The organism is Streptomyces sp. ISL-94, from assembly GCF_018614075.1.
GTDB lineage: Bacteria > Actinomycetota > Actinomycetes > Streptomycetales > Streptomycetaceae > Streptomyces.
This window is the reverse complement of sequence record NZ_JAGGOZ010000023.1, coordinates 98,511-114,910: the sequence shown is the minus strand read 5'-3', so window position 1 is coordinate 114,910 and position 16,400 is coordinate 98,511. Positions and strand designations below refer to the sequence as shown.

At 70.9% G+C, this 16,400-nt stretch carries 17 protein-coding genes; 7 read left to right on the top strand and 10 right to left on the bottom strand.

Annotation, left to right across the window (positions count from 1 at the left end; translation table 11 throughout):
* Nucleotides 1-24 precede the first annotated feature (24 nt).
* Nucleotides 25-777, top strand: coding sequence for a TerD family protein (locus tag J7E94_RS08660; RefSeq protein WP_215013777.1), 753 nt, complete (start codon nucleotides 25-27; stop codon nucleotides 775-777).
* A 74-nt stretch (nucleotides 778-851) separates the two neighbouring features.
* On the opposite strand, the gene J7E94_RS08655 is transcribed toward J7E94_RS08660, so the two are convergent.
* The 6 genes from J7E94_RS08655 to J7E94_RS08630 form a co-directional block, all read right to left on the bottom strand.
* The gene (locus J7E94_RS08655) at nucleotides 852-1,592 is read right to left on the bottom strand and encodes a Tellurium resistance (RefSeq protein ID WP_215013775.1); all 741 of its coding nucleotides are present in this window, start codon (nucleotides 1,590-1,592) and stop codon (nucleotides 852-854) included.
* Nucleotides 1,593-1,704: 112 nt separating this feature from the next.
* Nucleotides 1,705-2,844, bottom strand: a complete 1,140-nt coding sequence (locus J7E94_RS08650; RefSeq protein ID WP_215013774.1) for a DUF475 domain-containing protein — start codon at nucleotides 2,842-2,844, stop codon at nucleotides 1,705-1,707.
* A 25-nt stretch (nucleotides 2,845-2,869) separates the two neighbouring features.
* Nucleotides 2,870-3,445 (bottom strand): TerD family protein, encoded by a 576-nt coding sequence (locus J7E94_RS08645; protein ID WP_215013771.1) that lies wholly within the window; start codon nucleotides 3,443-3,445, stop codon nucleotides 2,870-2,872.
* Between the two features lie 170 nt (nucleotides 3,446-3,615).
* Nucleotides 3,616-4,191: a TerD family protein gene (locus J7E94_RS08640; RefSeq protein ID WP_030160471.1), complete on the bottom strand. Its 576-nt coding sequence runs from the start codon at nucleotides 4,189-4,191 to the stop codon at nucleotides 3,616-3,618.
* Between the two features lie 140 nt (nucleotides 4,192-4,331).
* Nucleotides 4,332-4,790, bottom strand: coding sequence for a peroxiredoxin (locus J7E94_RS08635; protein ID WP_030819487.1), 459 nt, complete (start codon nucleotides 4,788-4,790; stop codon nucleotides 4,332-4,334).
* Nucleotides 4,791-4,894: 104 nt separating this feature from the next.
* Complete coding sequence (locus J7E94_RS08630) at nucleotides 4,895-5,320, bottom strand: DUF3052 domain-containing protein (protein ID WP_215013769.1); 426 nt, start codon at nucleotides 5,318-5,320, stop codon at nucleotides 4,895-4,897.
* A 444-nt stretch (nucleotides 5,321-5,764) separates the two neighbouring features.
* Here J7E94_RS08630 and aceE point away from each other — a divergent pair, with 444 nt between their 5' ends.
* Together aceE and J7E94_RS08620 are read left to right on the top strand one after the other, a co-directional pair.
* Nucleotides 5,765-8,497 (top strand): pyruvate dehydrogenase (acetyl-transferring), homodimeric type, encoded by a 2,733-nt coding sequence (gene aceE / locus J7E94_RS08625; RefSeq protein WP_215013767.1) that lies wholly within the window; start codon nucleotides 5,765-5,767, stop codon nucleotides 8,495-8,497.
* Nucleotides 8,498-8,659: 162 nt separating this feature from the next.
* The gene (locus J7E94_RS08620) at nucleotides 8,660-9,475 is read left to right on the top strand and encodes a potassium channel family protein (protein WP_215013765.1); all 816 of its coding nucleotides are present in this window, start codon (nucleotides 8,660-8,662) and stop codon (nucleotides 9,473-9,475) included.
* On the opposite strand, the gene J7E94_RS08615 is transcribed toward J7E94_RS08620, so the two are convergent.
* Nucleotides 9,456-9,839 carry a peptidase inhibitor family I36 protein gene (locus J7E94_RS08615; RefSeq protein WP_215013762.1) on the bottom strand — a complete coding sequence of 128 codons (384 nt, stop codon included), beginning with the start codon at nucleotides 9,837-9,839 and terminating at the stop codon, nucleotides 9,456-9,458. The genes J7E94_RS08620 and J7E94_RS08615 overlap by 20 nt on opposite strands.
* A 401-nt stretch (nucleotides 9,840-10,240) precedes the next feature.
* Between J7E94_RS08615 and J7E94_RS08610 the strand changes: the two genes are divergently transcribed.
* From J7E94_RS08610 to J7E94_RS08600, 3 genes are all read left to right on the top strand, one after another.
* Nucleotides 10,241-10,909: a TetR family transcriptional regulator gene (locus J7E94_RS08610; RefSeq protein ID WP_215013761.1), complete on the top strand. Its 669-nt coding sequence runs from the start codon at nucleotides 10,241-10,243 to the stop codon at nucleotides 10,907-10,909.
* Between the two features lie 224 nt (nucleotides 10,910-11,133).
* Nucleotides 11,134-12,285, top strand: coding sequence for an alpha/beta hydrolase (locus J7E94_RS08605; RefSeq protein ID WP_374224412.1), 1,152 nt, complete (start codon nucleotides 11,134-11,136; stop codon nucleotides 12,283-12,285).
* Between the two features lie 75 nt (nucleotides 12,286-12,360).
* Nucleotides 12,361-13,215, top strand: coding sequence for a DUF4429 domain-containing protein (locus J7E94_RS08600; RefSeq protein WP_215013759.1), 855 nt, complete (start codon nucleotides 12,361-12,363; stop codon nucleotides 13,213-13,215).
* A gap of 16 nt (nucleotides 13,216-13,231) precedes the next feature.
* Here J7E94_RS08600 and J7E94_RS08595 read toward each other — a convergent pair whose 3' ends face one another.
* Both J7E94_RS08595 and J7E94_RS08590 read right to left on the bottom strand, forming a co-directional pair.
* A complete protein-coding gene (locus J7E94_RS08595; protein ID WP_215013758.1) occupies nucleotides 13,232-14,311 on the bottom strand; it encodes an aldo/keto reductase in 1,080 nt (359 codons plus the stop codon).
* Nucleotides 14,308-14,733: a MerR family transcriptional regulator gene (locus J7E94_RS08590; protein WP_251056328.1), complete on the bottom strand. Its 426-nt coding sequence runs from the start codon at nucleotides 14,731-14,733 to the stop codon at nucleotides 14,308-14,310. The genes J7E94_RS08595 and J7E94_RS08590 overlap by 4 nt, the downstream gene beginning before the upstream one ends.
* 79 nt (nucleotides 14,734-14,812) lie before the next feature.
* Between J7E94_RS08590 and J7E94_RS08585 the strand changes: the two genes are divergently transcribed.
* Nucleotides 14,813-15,631 (top strand): serine hydrolase, encoded by an 819-nt coding sequence (locus tag J7E94_RS08585; RefSeq protein ID WP_215013805.1) that lies wholly within the window; start codon nucleotides 14,813-14,815, stop codon nucleotides 15,629-15,631.
* Here J7E94_RS08585 and J7E94_RS08580 read toward each other — a convergent pair.
* On the bottom strand, nucleotides 15,618-16,280 hold the full coding sequence (locus tag J7E94_RS08580) for a pirin family protein (RefSeq protein WP_215013756.1): 663 nt from the start codon (nucleotides 16,278-16,280) through the stop codon (nucleotides 15,618-15,620). The two genes, J7E94_RS08585 and J7E94_RS08580, sit on opposite strands and share 14 nt — an antisense overlap.
* Between the last annotated feature and the right edge of the window lie 120 nt (nucleotides 16,281-16,400).

The window sequence follows — 16,400 nt, the reverse complement described above, 5'->3', positions numbered from 1 at the left end:
CCCCGGGAGGGCAGGATGACGGGCATGACGCACGCGATGCAGAAGGGCTCCAACATCCCGGTGGCCGCCGTGGCGGTCCGGGCGGTGCTGCGCTGGACCGAGGGCCCCGAGGTACCGGACGTGGACGCCTCCGCGCTGCTCGTGGGCCCGGACGGCCGGGTGCGTTCGGACGAGGACTTCGTCTTCTACAACCAGCCCCGGCACCCCTCGGGGGCCGTCTGGCGGCTCGGCAAGAAGCAGCTGGGTGACTCGATCACCGACGCGGTCCAGGCGGACCTGCGCACGGTGACCTCGGCCGTGGACCGGATCCTGGTGGTCGCCTCCGCCGAGGACGTCCCCTTCCAGCGGGTCCGCGACCTGCGGATCCTCCTCTACGACGCCGCCGCGGCCGGCGGCTCCGAACCGCTGGCCTACTTCGACGTGCGGCCCGAGACCGGCGCTGAGACGGCGCTGATCTGCGGGGAGCTGTACCGCCGGGGCGAGGGGTGGAAGTTCCGCGCCCTCGGCGAGGGGTACTCCAACGGGCTGGTGGGGCTCGCGACCGACCACGGGATCTCGGTCGACGAGAGCGCCCCCGAGCCGCAGGCGGACCCGCACCCACCCGGCGACGACCGGACGGCCGCCATGGCCCCGCCGGGGCCGTCCACGCAGGCGCCGCCGCCCGACCAGCCCGCCTACGGGTACCCGCAGCCGGTCTCCCCGGCCCCGGTGCCCGCCCCGGGCGGCGACCCGTCCTTCCGTCTCCCGGTGCAGGGCCCGCAGTTCATCCGCCGCTGAGTCGCGTCCCGCAACCGCGCCCGCGCCCTCGTCCTCGCCCGGCAGCCCGGCCGGAGCCCCGCACCGGGCTGCGGTCAGGCCTTGGTGTTCTTGTAGCCCCGCCCCCACTGGAGCCCCCAGCCGTACAGCCGGTCCAGCTCGGCCTGGAACCCGTACACGAACTTCACCTCGCGCCGCACGATCAGCTCCCCCTTGGCCTTCTCCAGGGAGAAGACGGCGCAGGAGCGGGCCTGCGGGGCCCGCTCGTCCAGGGGGATCTCGATCCGCGGTCCGGTGACCGGGTAGAGGGTGACCTTGGCGTGTGTCCGGTCGAAGGCGGGGGTCTGGTCGTAGATGTAGACGAAGACGAGCAGCCGCTTGATCTCGTCGGCGTGGTCGAGGTTGACGTAGACGGTCTCCCCCGACGGCGATCCGAACCGGTCGTCGCCGCTGAGCTTGATGTACGGCGGATCGTTGAGGTCGCCGAGCAGGTTCCCCAGCGGCTGGACGACGCCCCGGGTGCCGTCCGTCAGCTCGTAGAGACAGCCGATGTCGAGGTCGACGTTGACCATGCCCTGGGTGTGCGCCTGCACCATGTCCGGCTTGAACAGCTTGAACGGATGCCGGAACAGCCGGCCGCTCTGCCCCTGGTTTCCCCCGATGTCCGAGGTCCGCATGCGCCAGGACAGGTTGACACGCAGATTGCCGTGCACCGCCCCCTGTTTGGTGAGCGACACCGTCGGATGTCGCTTGGTCAGCTCGATCGCGTTCGACGAGGCGCTGCCCGACTCGAACTGCCTGGCACGGCTGCCCCTGATGCCGTCGAAGAAGCCCATCCCTACCCCCCTGATCCCCTGCACTCCTACGGAAACACGGGGGCGGCCGCGCGGTCCTGTGGATCCGCGCGGCCGCCCCTTCGTACTGAATGGTTCCGCAGTCAGGGCCGGGTCACACCCCGGCCTTGACCTCCGCGGGCTCGTCGCCCTCGCCGCCCTCGGCTTCGAGGCGCTTGTTGCGGCGCACCGAGGACCAGAAGGACCAGGCGATCAGGACGACGCCGACGAGGCCGGTGATGACCTCGTTGATCTCGTGCTGGATGGTGACGAGCAGGAGCACGGCGAGCGCGCCGATGGCGTAGTGCGCGCCGTGCTCCAGGTAGACGTAGTCGTCGAGGGTGCCCTGGCGGACCAGGTAGACCGTCAGCGACCGGACGTACATGGCACCGATGCCGAGGCCGAGGGCCATGAGCACGATGTCGTTGGTGATGGCGAAGGCGCCGATGACCCCGTCGAAGGAGAAGGAGGCGTCGAGGACTTCGAGGTAGAGGAACATGAAGAAGGCGGCCTTGCCGGCCATGGCGACGGCCGAGACGGACTTGCCGCTCTTCTTCGCCTCTTCCTCGGCCTCGTGCTCGGCCTCCTCCTCTTCCTCCAGCTTGTTCTCGAAGTAGCCGGAGAGGCCGCCGACGATCATGTAGGTGATCAGGCCGAGGATGCCGGCGATCAGGACGGTCTGCGCCTTGTCCACGTGGGCGCCGCCGTGCTGGTGGGCGTGGGCGGCGAAGGTCATCGAGGTGATGACCAGGACGATCAGCGCGATGCACGCGGACAGCATGTCGATCTTGCCGAGCTTGGCGAGCGGACGCTCCAGCCAGGCGAGCCACTTGATGTCGCGGTCCTCGAAGATGAAGTCGAGGAAGATCATCAGCAGGAACATGCCGCCGAAGGCGGCGATGGACGGGTGAGCGTCCGTGACCAGCTGCTTGTAGAGGTCCTTGTTGGTCATCGCCAGATCGACGGCCTCGATGGGCCCGATCTTGGCGCTGATCGCAACGATGACGACGGGGAAGACCAGTCGCATACCGAAGACCGCGATGAGCACGCCGACCGTGAGGAAGATCTTCTGCCAGAAGGCATTCATCTTCTTCAGGATTCCGGCGTTGACCACCGCATTGTCGAACGACAGCGAGATCTCGAGGATGGACAGGATCGCCACGATTCCGAAAGCGGTCCACCCCCCGTAGAACACCGCTGCGACCAGACCGAGCGCAGTGATTGCGAACGACCAGCCGAAGGTTTTGAGAACCACTGGCACCCCATCGTCTTGTACGGCTTTACGAAACGTTGACCCCGAAGTCTAGAGCGATGCCCCTCAGCCCCGACGCGTACCCCTGCCCTACCGCGCGGAACTTCCATTCACCCCCGTACCGGTAGACCTCGCCGAAGATCATCGCGGTCTCGCTGGAGGCGTCCTCGGAGAGGTCGTAGCGGGCCAGTTCCTGGCCGTCCGCCTGATTCACCACGCGGATGAAAGCATTGCTGACCTGGCCGAAGCTCTGCCGGCGGACGTCCGCCTCGTGGATCGAGACCGGAAAGACGATCTTGTCCACGCGCTCCGGGACCTTGGTGAGGTCGATGATGATCGACTCGTCGTCGCCCTCGCCCTCGCCGGTGAGGTTGTCCCCTGTGTGTTCGACGGATCCCTCGGGGCTCTTCAGATTGTTGTAGAAGACGAAGTACTCGTCCCCGAGGACCCGGCCGTCGCTGCACAGCAGCGCGCTGGCGTCGAGGTCGAAGTCTGCTCCCGTGGTCGAGCGCGCGTCCCATCCGAGGCCGATCAGAACCCGGGTGAGGTTCGGTGCGGCCTTGGAGAGGGAGACATTGCCCCCCTTGGCGAGTGTGACGCCCATGTTGTGGTCCTCCCCGGACGACGGTGGCGGTGGTAAGGCCCGGCAAGCCGGAACGGCCGCGAAGCCGGTCCGGCGGTGCGGCGGTCCAGCCGTGAAGCGGTCCCGCCGTAAAGCCCGTCCGGCGCCGTACACACAGTGCACGGCGCCGGACGGGTGAACTGCTCTCAGGCTCAGACGTTGACGCCGAAGTCCTGCGCGATGCCGCGCAGGCCCGAGGCGTAACCCTGGCCGATGGCGCGGAACTTCCACTCCGCGCCGTTGCGGTACAGCTCGCCGAAGACCATGGCGGTCTCGGTCGAGGCGTCCTCGGAGAGGTCGTAGCGGGCGAGCTCGCTGTTGTCGGCCTGGTTCACGACGCGGATGTACGCGTTGCGGACCTGGCCGAAGCTCTGCTGGCGGCTCTCGGCCTCGTAGATCGACACCGGGAAGACGATCTTGGCGACATCGGCCGGGACACCGGCGAGGTTCACCTTGATCGCCTCGTCGTCGCCCTCGCCCTCACCGGTGGTGTTGTCACCGGTGTGCTCGACCGAGCCGTCGGGGCTCTTCAGGTTGTTGAAGAAGACGAAGTTCGAGTCGTTGGCGACCTTGCCCTGGTCGTTGGTCAGGATCGCGCTGGCGTCGAGGTCGAAGTCGACACCGGTGGTGGTGCGAGCATCCCAGCCCAGACCGACGATGACCGCCGTCAGGTTAGGCGCGGCCTTGGTCAGCGAGACGTTGCCGCCCTTGCTGAGGCTGACTCCCACGGGTCCTCCATTGGGTTCTGTGTGGGGCGGGGCCCCGTCGTGCAATTGCTACCGGATCAACGTTTCGATCCTAGTGACGGGTTCCCGCTTGTAGGCGGGTTTTCGCGGGGAACCGCGAGGACGGCTCCCAGCGGCTGCCCTCAGAGACTGTCGAGGGCCTTGATGTACTCGTTCAGGTCACGGGCGTCGGGCAGTCCGTTGACGACAGTCCAGCGCACGACGCCGTCCTTGTCGATGATGAAGGTGCCGCGGACCGCGCAGCCCTTGTCCTCGTCGAAGACCCCGTACGCGCGGGAGGTCTCCCCGTGCGGCCAGAAGTCCGACAGCAGCGGGTACTCCAGGCCCTCCTGCTCCCCGAAGACCCGCAGGGTCGGCACGGAGTCGTTGGAGACGGCGAGGAGCTGCACGTCGTCGTTCTGGAAGCGCGGCAGCTGGTCGCGCAGCTCGCACAGCTCGCCGGTGCAGACGCCGGTGAAGGCGAACGGATAGAAGAGCAGCACGACGGCCTTCTCCCCCCGGAAGTCGGAGAGGCGCACGGTGGCGCCGTGGTTGTCCTTGAGTTCGAAGTCCGGGGCCTTGTCGCCGACCTCGATCGCCATGTGTCGCATCCCTTCGTTCCTGCTCGTCCGCGTTGGGCTGTTCGGGTGGTGCCACCCTATGGCCACAGGGTCCGGCGTGTGTCCGCTGGGTTGCGGGGCTGGGATCAGCGCTTCTTGGCGGCCGTCTTGGGCGTCACCAGCTTGGTGGCGGCCCACTCCTTGCCGACGGGCGAGCCCTTGGCCAGCGAGAGGCCGGCGGTCTCTGCGGCTTCCTTGATGTCGCTGGCCTCGACGTAGCCGGGACGGCCCGTCTTGGGGGTCAGCAGCAGGATCAGTGCGCCGTCCTCGATCAGCTCGGTGGCATCGACCAGTGCGTCCGCCAGATCGCCGTCGTCCTCTCGGAACCACAGCAGCACGGCGTCGGCGACGTCGTCGTAGTCCTCGTCGACGAGGTCGCCGACGAGCTCCTCAACGACGTCACGGAATTCCTGATCGACGTCGTCGTCGTAGCCGATCTCCTGGACCACCTGTTCGGACTGGAAACCCAGCCGGGCGGCCAGGTTCTCCGCGTGGTCCGCGGTCGCGCTCACGGGGTGCCTCCTGCTCATGTTCGGTGAATGTCTTGGGCGGCGCGCGTACGCGCAGCATTGGACGTAGTCCACACGGGCGCGGCGGATCGCGCAAGTACCCGGCCGCCGAGACCGTCGAAACGGTGACGATTGCGGCCGTCTCGCCGCAACTTTCAACCTCCCCGTGTACGCCTCTGGTGATGCATCCCACACCATTCCAGCTCATTCGGCATTGCTTGAGGACTTTCCTACCTGTTTGAGGGACGAACGGCCTTACGAAGTCGTTGACCGGTCTGGGCGTAGGGTTGCGGTTCGGCCGGACCGCCTCCGATCCCTCGGCCCCGGGCTCGCTCCCCTGCCGGCTCGAGGGAATACCCAGCGGTAGAGATGACGATTCCGGCCGAGCGTAAGACCATGGGAGGCGGCGAACCCAAGGCACGACTCCCCCGACAGCGAAGGAACAGCGTGGCTTCCGCATCCGATCGCAATCCGATCATCATTGGCGGCCTGCCGAGTCAGGTCCCGGACTTCGATCCGGAGGAGACGCAGGAGTGGCTCGACTCCCTGGACGCCGCCGTCGACGAGCGCGGCCGTGAACGCGCCCGCTACCTGATGCTGCGCCTGATCGAGCGGGCCCGCGAGAAGCGCGTGGCCGTGCCGGAGATGCGCAGCACGGACTACGTCAACACGATCGCCACCAAGGACGAGCCGTTCTTCCCCGGCAACGAGGAGATCGAGCGCAAGGTCCTCAACGCCACCCGGTGGAACGCGGCCGTGATGGTCTCGCGCGCCCAGCGCCCGGGCATCGGGGTCGGCGGCCACATCGCGACGTTCGCCTCCTCCGCCTCCCTCTACGACGTGGGCTTCAACCACTTCTTCCGGGGCAAGGACGAGGGCGACGGCGGCGACCAGATCTTCTTCCAGGGGCACGCCTCCCCGGGTATCTACGCCCGCGCCTACCTCCTGGACCGGCTCTCCGAGCAGCAGCTCGACGCGTTCCGCCAGGAGAAGTCCAAGGCCCCGTACGGCCTGTCCAGCTACCCGCACCCGCGGCTGATGCCGGATTTCTGGGAGTTCCCGACCGTCTCGATGGGCCTCGGCCCGCTCGGTGCGATCTACCAGGCCCGGATGAACCGGTACATGGAGGCGCGCGGGATCGCGGACACCTCCAAGTCCCACGTATGGGCGTATCTCGGCGACGGCGAGATGGACGAGCCGGAGTCGCTCGGCCAGCTGTCCATCGCCGCCCGCGAGGGCCTCGACAACCTGACCTTCGTCGTCAACTGCAACCTCCAGCGCCTCGACGGCCCGGTGCGCGGCAACGGCAAGATCATCCAGGAGCTGGAGTCGATCTTCCGGGGCGCCGGCTGGAACGTCATCAAGCTGATCTGGGACCGCTCCTGGGACCCGCTGCTGGCCCAGGACCGCGACGGCATCCTGGTCAACAAGATGAACACCACGCCCGACGGGCAGTTCCAGACGTACGCCACCGAGTCGGGCGCGTACATCCGCGAGCACTTCTTCGGCGGGGACCACCGGCTGCGGGCGATGGTCGAGAACATGACCGACTACCAGATCCAGCACCTGGGCCGCGGCGGCCACGACCACAAGAAGGTCTACGCGGCCTACGCGGCGGCCAAGGCCCACAAGGGCCAGCCGACGGTGATCCTGGCCCAGACGGTCAAGGGCTGGACCCTCGGCCCGAACTTCGAGGGCCGCAACGCGACGCACCAGATGAAGAAGCTGACGGTCGACGACCTCAAGCGCTTCCGCGACCGCCTGCACATCCCGATCACCGACGCGCAGCTGGAGAACGGCGCGCCGCCGTACTACCACCCGGGCCGCAACTCGCCCGAGATCCAGTACATGCACGACCAGCGCAACGCGCACGGCGGCTACGTGCCGACCCGCGTGGTGCGCGCGAAGCCGCTCCAGCTGCCGGACGAGAAGGCCTACGCGTCGGCGAAGAAGGGCTCGGGGCAGCAGTCGATCGCCACCACGATGGCCTTCGTCCGCATCCTGAAGGACCTGATGCGGGACAAGGAGATCGGCAAGCGCTTCGTGCTGATCGCGCCCGACGAGTACCGCACCTTCGGTATGGACGCCTTCTTCCCGAGCGCCAAGATCTACAACCCGCTGGGCCAGCAGTACGAGGCGGTCGACCGCGACCTGCTGCTCGCGTACAAGGAGTCCCCGACCGGCCAGATGCTCCACGACGGCATCTCGGAGGCGGGCTGCACGGCCTCGCTGATCGCCGCCGGCTCGGCGTACGCGACGCACGGCGAGCCGCTGATCCCGGTCTACGTCTTCTACTCGATGTTCGGTTTCCAGCGCACCGGTGACCAGTTCTGGCAGATGGCCGACCAGCTGGCGCGCGGTTTCGTCCTGGGCGCGACCGCCGGCCGGACCACCCTGACGGGTGAGGGCCTCCAGCACGCCGACGGTCACTCCCAGCTGCTGGCGTCGACGAACCCGGGCTGTGTCGCGTACGACCCGGCCTACGGCTACGAGATCGCGCACATCGTCCAGGACGGTCTGCGGCGCATGTACGGGCCGCAGGCGGAGGACGTCTTCTACTACCTGACGGTCTACAACGAGCCGATCCAGCACCCGGCCGAACCGGCGGACGTCGACGTGGACGGCATCCTCAAGGGCATCCACCGGGTGTCGCAGGGCACTGAGGGCACCATCGGGGCGCAGATCATGGCCTCGGGCGTGGCGGTGCCGTGGGCGCTGGAGGCTCAGCGGATCCTGGCGGCCGAGTGGAACGTGCGGGCGGACGTCTGGTCGGCGACCTCCTGGAACGAGCTGCGCCGCGAGGCGGTCGAGGTCGAGGAGCACAACCTGCTCCACCCGGAGGAGGAGCAGCGCGTCCCGTACGTGACCCGGAAGCTGTCGGGTGCGGAGGGGCCGTTCGTGGCGGTCTCGGACTGGATGCGGTCGGTCCCGGACCAGATCTCGCGGTGGGTGCCCGGCCCGTACACCTCGCTGGGCGCGGACGGCTTCGGCTTCGCGGACACGCGGGGAGCGGCCCGGCGCTTCTTCCACATCGACGCCCAGTCGGTGGTCCTGGCGACGCTCACCGAGCTCGCCAAGGAGGGCAGGATCGACCGCTCGGTCCTGAAGCAGGCGGTCGACCGCTACCAGCTGCTGGACGTGACGGCGGCGGACCCGGGCCCGGCGGGCGGCGACGCCTGACGCCTGCCGCGGGCCGACCGGGGTGAGGGCGGGCCGGTGAGCCCGGCCCGCCGGCCCGCCCGCGGGCTCCGCCCGTCATATGGGGTGCGGACCGAGTAGGGGGAGGTGCCCCCGGCCTTGCCGGGGGCACCTCCTCTTTACGCCTTCCATACGATGCTCCGCATGAAGGAACCCTCACGTCAGGCGCGGTGGGAGCGACGGAGCCAGACGCCGCTGCTCGTCCTCGCCCTGTGCTTCACCGCCGCGTACGCCGTGCCGATCGTCGCCCCCGAAGCGCACGCGGACGTGCACCGGGCGTGCACGCACGCGGAGTGGGTGGTGTGGGGTGCCTTCGCCGCCGACTACCTGGTCCGGCTGGGGCTCGCCGCGGACCGCAAGGTCTTCGTACGGACCCACTGGCTGGACCTGGCGGCCGTGGTACTGCCGCTCGTCCAGCCGCTGCGGCTGCTCCGGCTGGTCGCCACCCTGCTGCTGGTGGGCCGGCGGGCCCGGATGGCTCCGCAGGTCCGGCTCACGACCTACGTGGCCGGGGCCGTCGTGGGCCTGCTGATGTTCGGCTCCCTCGCCGTGCTGAGCGTGGAGCGCGACGCGCCCCACGGGAACATCAAGAACCTGGGCGACGCCGTGTGGTGGTCCTTCACCACCATGACGACGGTCGGATACGGCGACCACTCCCCCACCACCGGCCTGGGCCGGGTCCTGGCCGTCGGCCTGATGCTGTCGGGCATCGCCCTGCTCGGTGTGGTGACCGCCAACATCGCCGCCTGGTTCATCGCCCGCTTCGAGCGCGACGACCAGGTGGAACGGCTTCAGCTGGCGGCCATCCGGGAACTGCAGGGCGAGGTACGGGCGCTGCGCGCCGAGGTCGCGGCCCTGGGCGGCGGACCGGCGATGGCCACCGGGCCGGCGATGGCCACCGGGCCGGCCGAGCAGCCGGCCGACCCGGCGCCGCGCGAGGTTACGTCTCCCACACCTTGAACGCCCTCACCTGGTAGGGCGACTGCGGCAGCCAGACCCCGTCACCCGGATAGGTCTGGAACTCGCCGGTCTCCGCGCACTCCGCCGACTGGTACGTGGTCACCGGGCGGCCGGTCCGGTTGGCGAGGGACTGGGCGCTGGTCCCGGCGGGCAGGGCGGTGCAGCTGTTGATGTCGAGGGTGCTCAGCTCGTGGGTCTGCCGGGCGCCCTTGAACTCCGGCTTCGCCCACAGGCACAGCTGCCCGGTCGCGCAGGCCCCGAGCGTGGCGGCCGGGCCGGCGGCGTGCGCCGCGCCGGACGTGCTCGGGATGAGGGCGGTGAGGGCCAGGCCGACTACGGCGAGAGGGGTGCTCCACGTACGCATGACGGGTCAACTCCTTGTGGACGAACGTGCCCCGGACCGTTTCCGAAGGCTCCGCCGACACCACGCTGACCTGGGCCGACGGGCGGGCGGAAGAGGCGGCGGGCTGGTCCACCCTGATAGGCGACAGCCCCGGCGGAACCATCCGGCGAGGGCGTCCCAGGACCGGAGTTGACGCCTCCGACGTGGTCCGCGCCCGTGCCCGCGGCGGCGTTGCCGACCGGGGGCGGCTGCGCCGCGCGCGCGTTGTCCCCGAAAGAGGTGCCGACCGTAGGGCCGCGGCGGCAAGTGACCGTGGGTGACAGTGCGCAAAACGGCTCGGCGCTGCGGTCCCCGTCACGCCGGTCACAGGTACCCTGACCGCTCACTCAGCGTCAGATCGGCCTCGGAGAGGACCCGCAGTGATGACCGACGAGCGGCCCGCGCCGGCGGGCGGGCTGCGCGAGCGCAAGAAACGGCGCACCCGGGACGCGCTGCTGCGCGCCGCACTGCTGCTCTTCATCTCCCAGGGGTACGAGCAGACCACCGTCGACGAGATCACCGACGCCGTGGACGTGTCCCAGCGGACCTTCTTCCGCTACTTCGCCAGCAAGGAAGAGGCCGCCTTCGCCGTCCAGGACCTGGTCGAGTCGCACTTCTTCGCCGCGCTGCAGGCCCGGCCGGCCTCGGAGGGCCCCTTCGCGGCCATGCGGGGCGCGGTGCTCGCCGCCTGGGACACCGTCGAGGAGGCCATCTCCGAGGTGGTCTCCGTCGACCTCTACATGCGCAGCTACCAGCTGATCGAGTCCACCCCGGCGCTGCTCGCCGTGCACCTGCGGCGCTCCACCGACCTGGAGGAGCGCATCGCGCGGCTGGTCGCCGGCCGCGAGGGCCTGGACGTGGACGCCGATCCGCGGCCGCGGGTGGCCGTCGCCGCGTTCTCGGGGGTGATGAGAGTCACCGGGCGGCTGTGGGGGCAGGGCCATGACACCAGCGTGGCCGCGATCCGGCGGATGACGGCGGCCTACCTCGACCAGATCGGCCCGGCGTTGGCCGCCGACTGGCGCAGCGCGCCCGCCGCGGGCCGGATCTGACCGTGCCGGTCGCCGCACCGGGTTCCCGTACCAGACCTCACGGCCGTGCGCCGACACGCGGGACGCCCCGTCCCACGCTCGGCCGTGAGCCCTGTCACCCGACGTCCCAGGGCCGCAAAGGGTCTCCTACGCTGGTCCCAGTGAACCTGCCCGGCCTTGCCCCCTCCACCGCCCCCGGCGCCGAACCGCGCCCTGCCGCCCTGCGCACCCTGCTCGCGCTCGCGGTGGTGTTCCTCATGCTGGCCATCACCGGCTGGACGGCCGTGCACCGGCCCGAGGGCGGCACCCCGCTGCGGGCCGCCGCGCTCTCTGCCTGGGCGCAGGCCCGGATCGACGGCCGCCCCGTGCCGCCCGCGGACGCGCCCGTACGGACGGTGGCCCGCTTCTTCGCCGGCCTCGACGGCGCCCAGCGGGCCCGGCTCGCCGACGGCTACCCCCTCGTCGTGGGCAACCTCGGGGGGGCCCCCGCCACGACCCGCTACCGGGCCAACCTGCGGGGCCTGGAGGAGGCAGGCAAGGTCGAGGAGGCACGCAGCCGCGATGTCGCGCTGACCCCCGCCGACCGGGGCAACGCGACCCGCCGCGCGCACCGCTTCGCCTCGCTCGCCGTGCCCGGCCGGCAGATCCTCGCCTTCGACCCGACCGGCGGCGGCCTGGTGGCCGAGGTCTTCGGCGACCTGGACCGGGCCCGCCGGGTTTCGGTGATCGTCCCCGGAGTCGACACCGACCTGCTCACCTTCGAGCGCACCCAGCGCCGCTTCACCGCCCCCGTCGGCATGGCCGAGTCCCTGTACGAGGCCCAGCGCGCGGCCGCGCCGGACACCGGGACCGCGGTCATCGCCTGGGCCGGCTACATCGCGCCCACCGGGGTCGGCGTGGACGCCGCCACGGGCCACATGGCCGTCGACGGAGCCGTCCGGCTGAAGGCGCTGGCCACCGCCCTGCCCGGGAGTGCGACCGTGGCGCTGTTCTGCCACAGCTACGGATCGGTGGTGTGCGGGGTCGCCGCGCACGAACTGCCGGACCGGGTGACGGACGTGGTGGTCGCGGGCAGCCCCGGGATGCGCGCGGAGAACGTCGCCGCACTGCACACCGCGGCCCGGGTGTGGGCCACGCGGGACGAGGGCGACTGGATCGCGGACGTACCGCACCTGGAGGTCGGCGGCCTGGGCCACGGAGCCGATCCGGTGTCTCCGGAGTTCGGTGCGCGGCTGCTGTCCTCCGCGACGGCCAAGAGTCACACCGGCTATTTCGCGCCAGGTACCGACTCGGTGGACAACTTCGCCAAAATCGGAACCGGCGCATTCGGTTCCGTTGTCTGTTCGACCGGGGACGACGCATGCCGACGCGGAACTTACGGGGCAGAGGAGGGCTGACGCGCGTAGAGGCCCGGAAAACGGGCTCCGCAACGAGGGGGACGCGCGGGGCCGCCGCCCTTTACCATGTGCCGCATGGGTGACGTACTGGCCGGAAACCATGCCGTCTGGGAGTTCGACTCGGACTCGGTGCTCATCCGCTTCGCACGGGGGATGAGAACGCCGAGGGCGCCGAGGCTCTTTCACGCCCTGGGCTCGCGCCGGATCCCCCTGGAAGCGGTGTCCGAGGTGACCGTGACCGCCGGCAGGCGGGACACGGTGGTGCTGCGCGCCGTGCCGCGGCCGGGCGCGGATCCGCTGATGGAGGCCGCCGCGGGCCAGCTGAAGGAAGCCTGCGACCCGTACCGGCTGGTGCTGCCGGGCGAGCGGGCGCCGCGCGCCGCCGCCTTCGCCGATGCGCTGCGGTCCCGGCTCGGGCCGGATGCCGCCGAGCCGGCGGGGCGCTTCCTGGTCCCCGCCCCGCAGCCGGCGGCGCACCTGAAGGCGTACGACGCCCGGGTCGGCTTCGACGGCTCCGCCGTCACCTTCCACTGGTCCCGTACGGGCGCCACCAGCACCAAGTGGAAGGCGGGCGACCAGCGGTACGCGCTGTCCGAGCTGACCGGGGTCGAGTGGCACTCCCCGGACGGCCCGAACGGCCACCTGCGGCTCCTCGTGCGGGAACCCCGACTCGGCGCCGCCGACCCGCGTCCCGACCACGACCTGGCGGCGGCCGTCTTCGGCGTGGGCTACGGCGCGGTGCACGAATCGCTCCCGTTCGCGGCGACGGTCCTCGCCGCCCTGCGCGCGCGCACCCCGGTGGCCTCCGTCCCACGGGCCCGCTCGGGGGAGGAACGCCTGCGGCACCTGAGCGAGCTCCACAGCGCGGGTCTCCTGACGGACGCCGAGTACGCGGCCCTGCGCGACCGCTGCACCGCGGAATTGCTGTAGCGGCCCGGCGGAGGGGTCAGGACTCGCGGGCTGCCGAGGTGAACGCCATGTCCGGGTAGCGGTCGCCCGCGACCCGGCCGGCGATCGGTTCCAGCAGGGCCAGTTCCGGCTCTGTCAGGGTGATCCGCGTCGCCGCGGCGTTCTCCGCCAGGCGCGAAGCCTTGCGGGTGCCCGGGATCGGGATCACGGTCAGCCCGTGCACGGCCGCCCGCTGCTGCACCCAGGCCAGCGCAATCTGCGCCGCGCTCGCCCCGTGCGCCTGCGCGACCTCCCGGACGGGAGCCAGCAGCGCCGCGTTCGCCTTCGCGTTGTCGCCGGTGAACCGCGGCTGGTGGCGCCGGTAGTCCCCCTCCGAGAGGTCCGCCGACGCGTCGGCGAAGGAGCCCGTCAGGAAGCCCCGCCCCAACGGGGAGTACGCCACGAAGGCCACTCCCAGCTCCGCCGCCGCCCCCACCGCACTGCGCTCCACGTCCCGGCTGAACAGCGACCACTCCGACTGGAGCGCCGCGATCGGGTGGATCGCGTGTGCCTCGCGCAGCTCGGCCCCGGTGACCTCGCTGAGCCCCAGCCGGCGCACCTTCCCCTCCCGCACCAGCTCCGCCATCGCGCCCACCGACTCGGCGAACGGCACGGCCGGGTCACGCCGGTGCATGTAGTAGAGGTCGATGACGTCCACGCCGAGCCGCCGCAGGCTGTCCTCCGCGGCCTGGCGGATGTAGGGGCGGTCGTTGCGGATGCCCCGGTAGTGCGGATCGTCGTTCCGCTCTATGGCGAACTTCGTCGCCAGCGTGACCTCGTCCCGGTGGGCGGCCAGGAAGGGGGCGAGGAATTCCTCGTTCCGGCCCCGCCCGTAGGTGTCCGCCGTGTCGAAGAGGGTGACGCCGGCCGCGAGGGCCGCCTCCAGAGTCTCCCGGGCAGCCGCCTCGTCGGTGTCCCCGTAGAACTCGCTCATGCCCATGCAGCCGAGGCCCTGGACCCCGACCAGCGGGCCGCCCTTGCCGAGTTCGACCTGCTCGATCACCGTGCCGTGCGTGGTGCCGTGCGTGCCGTGCGTGCCGTGCGTGCCGTGCGTGCCGTGCGTGCCGTGCTCCGTCATTGCTGTGCCTTCCCAGCGACCGTGTTCATCGCAGCCGCGTTGCCCGAATACATGCCGATCTTGTAGTCCAGTACGGCGAGCGCGTCCGTCAGCTCCGTGATCCGCGCCCGCACCTCCCGCCGTGTCCGCTCCAGCAGCTCGCGCCGCTCGCCGACGGTGTGCTCGCCCTCGCGGACCAGTTCGGCGTAGCGGACCATGTCCGCCACCGACATCCCGGTCGCGCGCAGCTTGCCCACGAACTCCAGCCAGTGGAGGTCCCGGTCGCTGAACCGCCGCTGCCCCGAGTGGGAGCGGTCCACGTGCGGCATCAGGCCGATCCGCTCGTACCAGCGCAACGTGTGCTGGGTCAGACCGGTCCGGGCCTCGACCTCGCTGATCGTGTACCGCGTCTGCGTCAGGCTCAGGCTCTGGCTCTGGCTCATGGGCCCCACGCTAAAACCTTGGAGTGCACTCCAGGCAAGTAGGCTCGGGCCCATGGAGAGCATGGAGGCCGCCACCAGCATGGAAAGCCTGCGGATCATCGAGAACTGGCCGGTGCCGACCGCCGCGGCGGCCGTCGTGCGCGCCGACGGGAGCCTGGCGGGCTCCCACGGGCCCGTCGCCCACCGCTTCGCCCTCGCCTCGGTCACCAAGCCGCTCGCCGCGTACGCGGCCCTCGTCGCGTACGAGGAGGGGGCGATCGAGCTCGACGAGCCGGCCGGTCCCGAAGGGTCGACGGTCCGTCACCTCCTCGCGCACACCAGCGGCCTGGCCTTCGACGAGCACCGGGTGAGCGCCCCGCCCGGGCAGCGCCGGCTGTACTCGAACGCCGGTTTCGAGGTGCTCGGCGACCACATTTCCAAGGCCACCGGCATCCCCTTCGCGGAGTACCTGCACCAGGCGGTGTGCGAGCCGCTCGGCATGACCGCCACCACCCTGGAGGGCTCGCCCGCCAAGGACGGCGTCTCCACCGTCGCCGACCTCGTACGGTTCGCGGCCGAGCTCCAGGCGCCCCGGCTGCTCGACGTCCGCACGGTCGCCGAGGCCACCTCCGTCGTCCACCCGGGGCTCAAGGGCGTCCTGCCCGGCTACGGGCACCAGTCCCCCAACGACTGGGGGCTCGGGCTGGAGATCCGCGACGGCAAGTCCCCGCACTGGACGGGCAGCTCGTCCTCGCCCCGCACCTTCGGGCACTTCGGGCAGTCCGGCACCTTCCTGTGGGTGGATCCGGACGCGCGCGCCGCGTGCGTGGCGCTGACGGACCGCGCCTTCGGCCCGTGGGCCGTGGAGGCCTGGACCCCGTTCACCGACGCGGTCCTGGCCGAGCTCAGGTCCCGCTAGGGAACTCCCAGATCAGCAGCTCCCCCGGGGATCCGGCGGTGATCTGCAGGTCCCGCTCGGCGGTGATCCGCACCGAGTCCCCCGGTCCGAGCTCCTGCCCGTCCAGGCGCAGGTCCCCGCGCACCACGTGCAGGTACACGCGCTCCGCCGCCGGTACGGGGACCCGCTCGCCCGCGCCCGGCCGCCGCACGTGCAGCACGGCGCCGGCCGCGGGGACCTCGTAGGGCGTGCCGTCGGCGATGCCCCGGACCACCTCGTACGAGGGCTCGCCGCCGGCGGTGAGCGGCGCGAGCCACGTCTGCACGAAGCGCAGCGGCACCTCGCCGTCGTTGCGCTCCACGTGCCGCGCCCCGGATCCGGCGCTGAGCCGCTGTATGTCGCCGGGCCGGACCAGGCCCTTCTCGCCGGTGCTGTCCTGGTGGGTGAGCTCGCCCTCGGTCACCCAGGTCACGATCTCGGTGTGGCTGTGCGGGTGCTCGTCGAACCCGGCGCCCGGCCTCAGGAGCTCCTCGTTGCAGGCCAGGACCGGGCCGAAGCGCAGGTTGTCCGGGTCGTAGAAGGATCCGAAGGAGAAGGCGTGCCGGGTGGTGATCCCGGCGGCCGGGTCCCCGCCCTCGTACCGGTCGGCGCCGCGGCGTACTTCAATCATGGGTGCCACCGTAGCCGCCGGGCAGGCGGCGGACGCGGGACCGGACACGGGACCCGGCGCGGGCCGGAGGCGGGCCAGACGCGGGACCTGACACGCGCCGGACACGGGGCCTGACTCGGG

What these genes read in the sequence shown, in the direction of transcription:
- J7E94_RS08660 (WP_215013777.1), top strand. Translation starts at nt 25, where the DNA reads ATGACGCACGCGATGCAGAAGGGCTCCAACATCCCGGTGGCCGCCGTG.
- J7E94_RS08655 (WP_215013775.1), bottom strand. Translation starts at nt 1,592, where the DNA reads ATGGGCTTCTTCGACGGCATCAGGGGCAGCCGTGCCAGGCAGTTCGAG.
- J7E94_RS08645 (WP_215013771.1), bottom strand. Translation starts at nt 3,445, where the DNA reads ATGGGCGTCACACTCGCCAAGGGGGGCAATGTCTCCCTCTCCAAGGCC.
- J7E94_RS08635 (WP_030819487.1), bottom strand. Translation starts at nt 4,790, where the DNA reads ATGGCGATCGAGGTCGGCGACAAGGCCCCGGACTTCGAACTCAAGGAC.
- J7E94_RS08620 (WP_215013765.1), top strand. Translation starts at nt 8,660, where the DNA reads ATGAAGGAACCCTCACGTCAGGCGCGGTGGGAGCGACGGAGCCAGACG.
- J7E94_RS08615 (WP_215013762.1), bottom strand. Translation starts at nt 9,839, where the DNA reads ATGCGTACGTGGAGCACCCCTCTCGCCGTAGTCGGCCTGGCCCTCACC.
- J7E94_RS08610 (WP_215013761.1), top strand. Translation starts at nt 10,241, where the DNA reads ATGACCGACGAGCGGCCCGCGCCGGCGGGCGGGCTGCGCGAGCGCAAG.
- J7E94_RS08600 (WP_215013759.1), top strand. Translation starts at nt 12,361, where the DNA reads ATGGGTGACGTACTGGCCGGAAACCATGCCGTCTGGGAGTTCGACTCG.
- J7E94_RS08595 (WP_215013758.1), bottom strand. Translation starts at nt 14,311, where the DNA reads ATGACGGAGCACGGCACGCACGGCACGCACGGCACGCACGGCACGCAC.
- J7E94_RS08590 (WP_251056328.1), bottom strand. Translation starts at nt 14,733, where the DNA reads ATGAGCCAGAGCCAGAGCCTGAGCCTGACGCAGACGCGGTACACGATC.
- J7E94_RS08585 (WP_215013805.1), top strand. Translation starts at nt 14,813, where the DNA reads ATGGAAAGCCTGCGGATCATCGAGAACTGGCCGGTGCCGACCGCCGCG.
- J7E94_RS08580 (WP_215013756.1), bottom strand. Translation starts at nt 16,280, where the DNA reads ATGATTGAAGTACGCCGCGGCGCCGACCGGTACGAGGGCGGGGACCCG.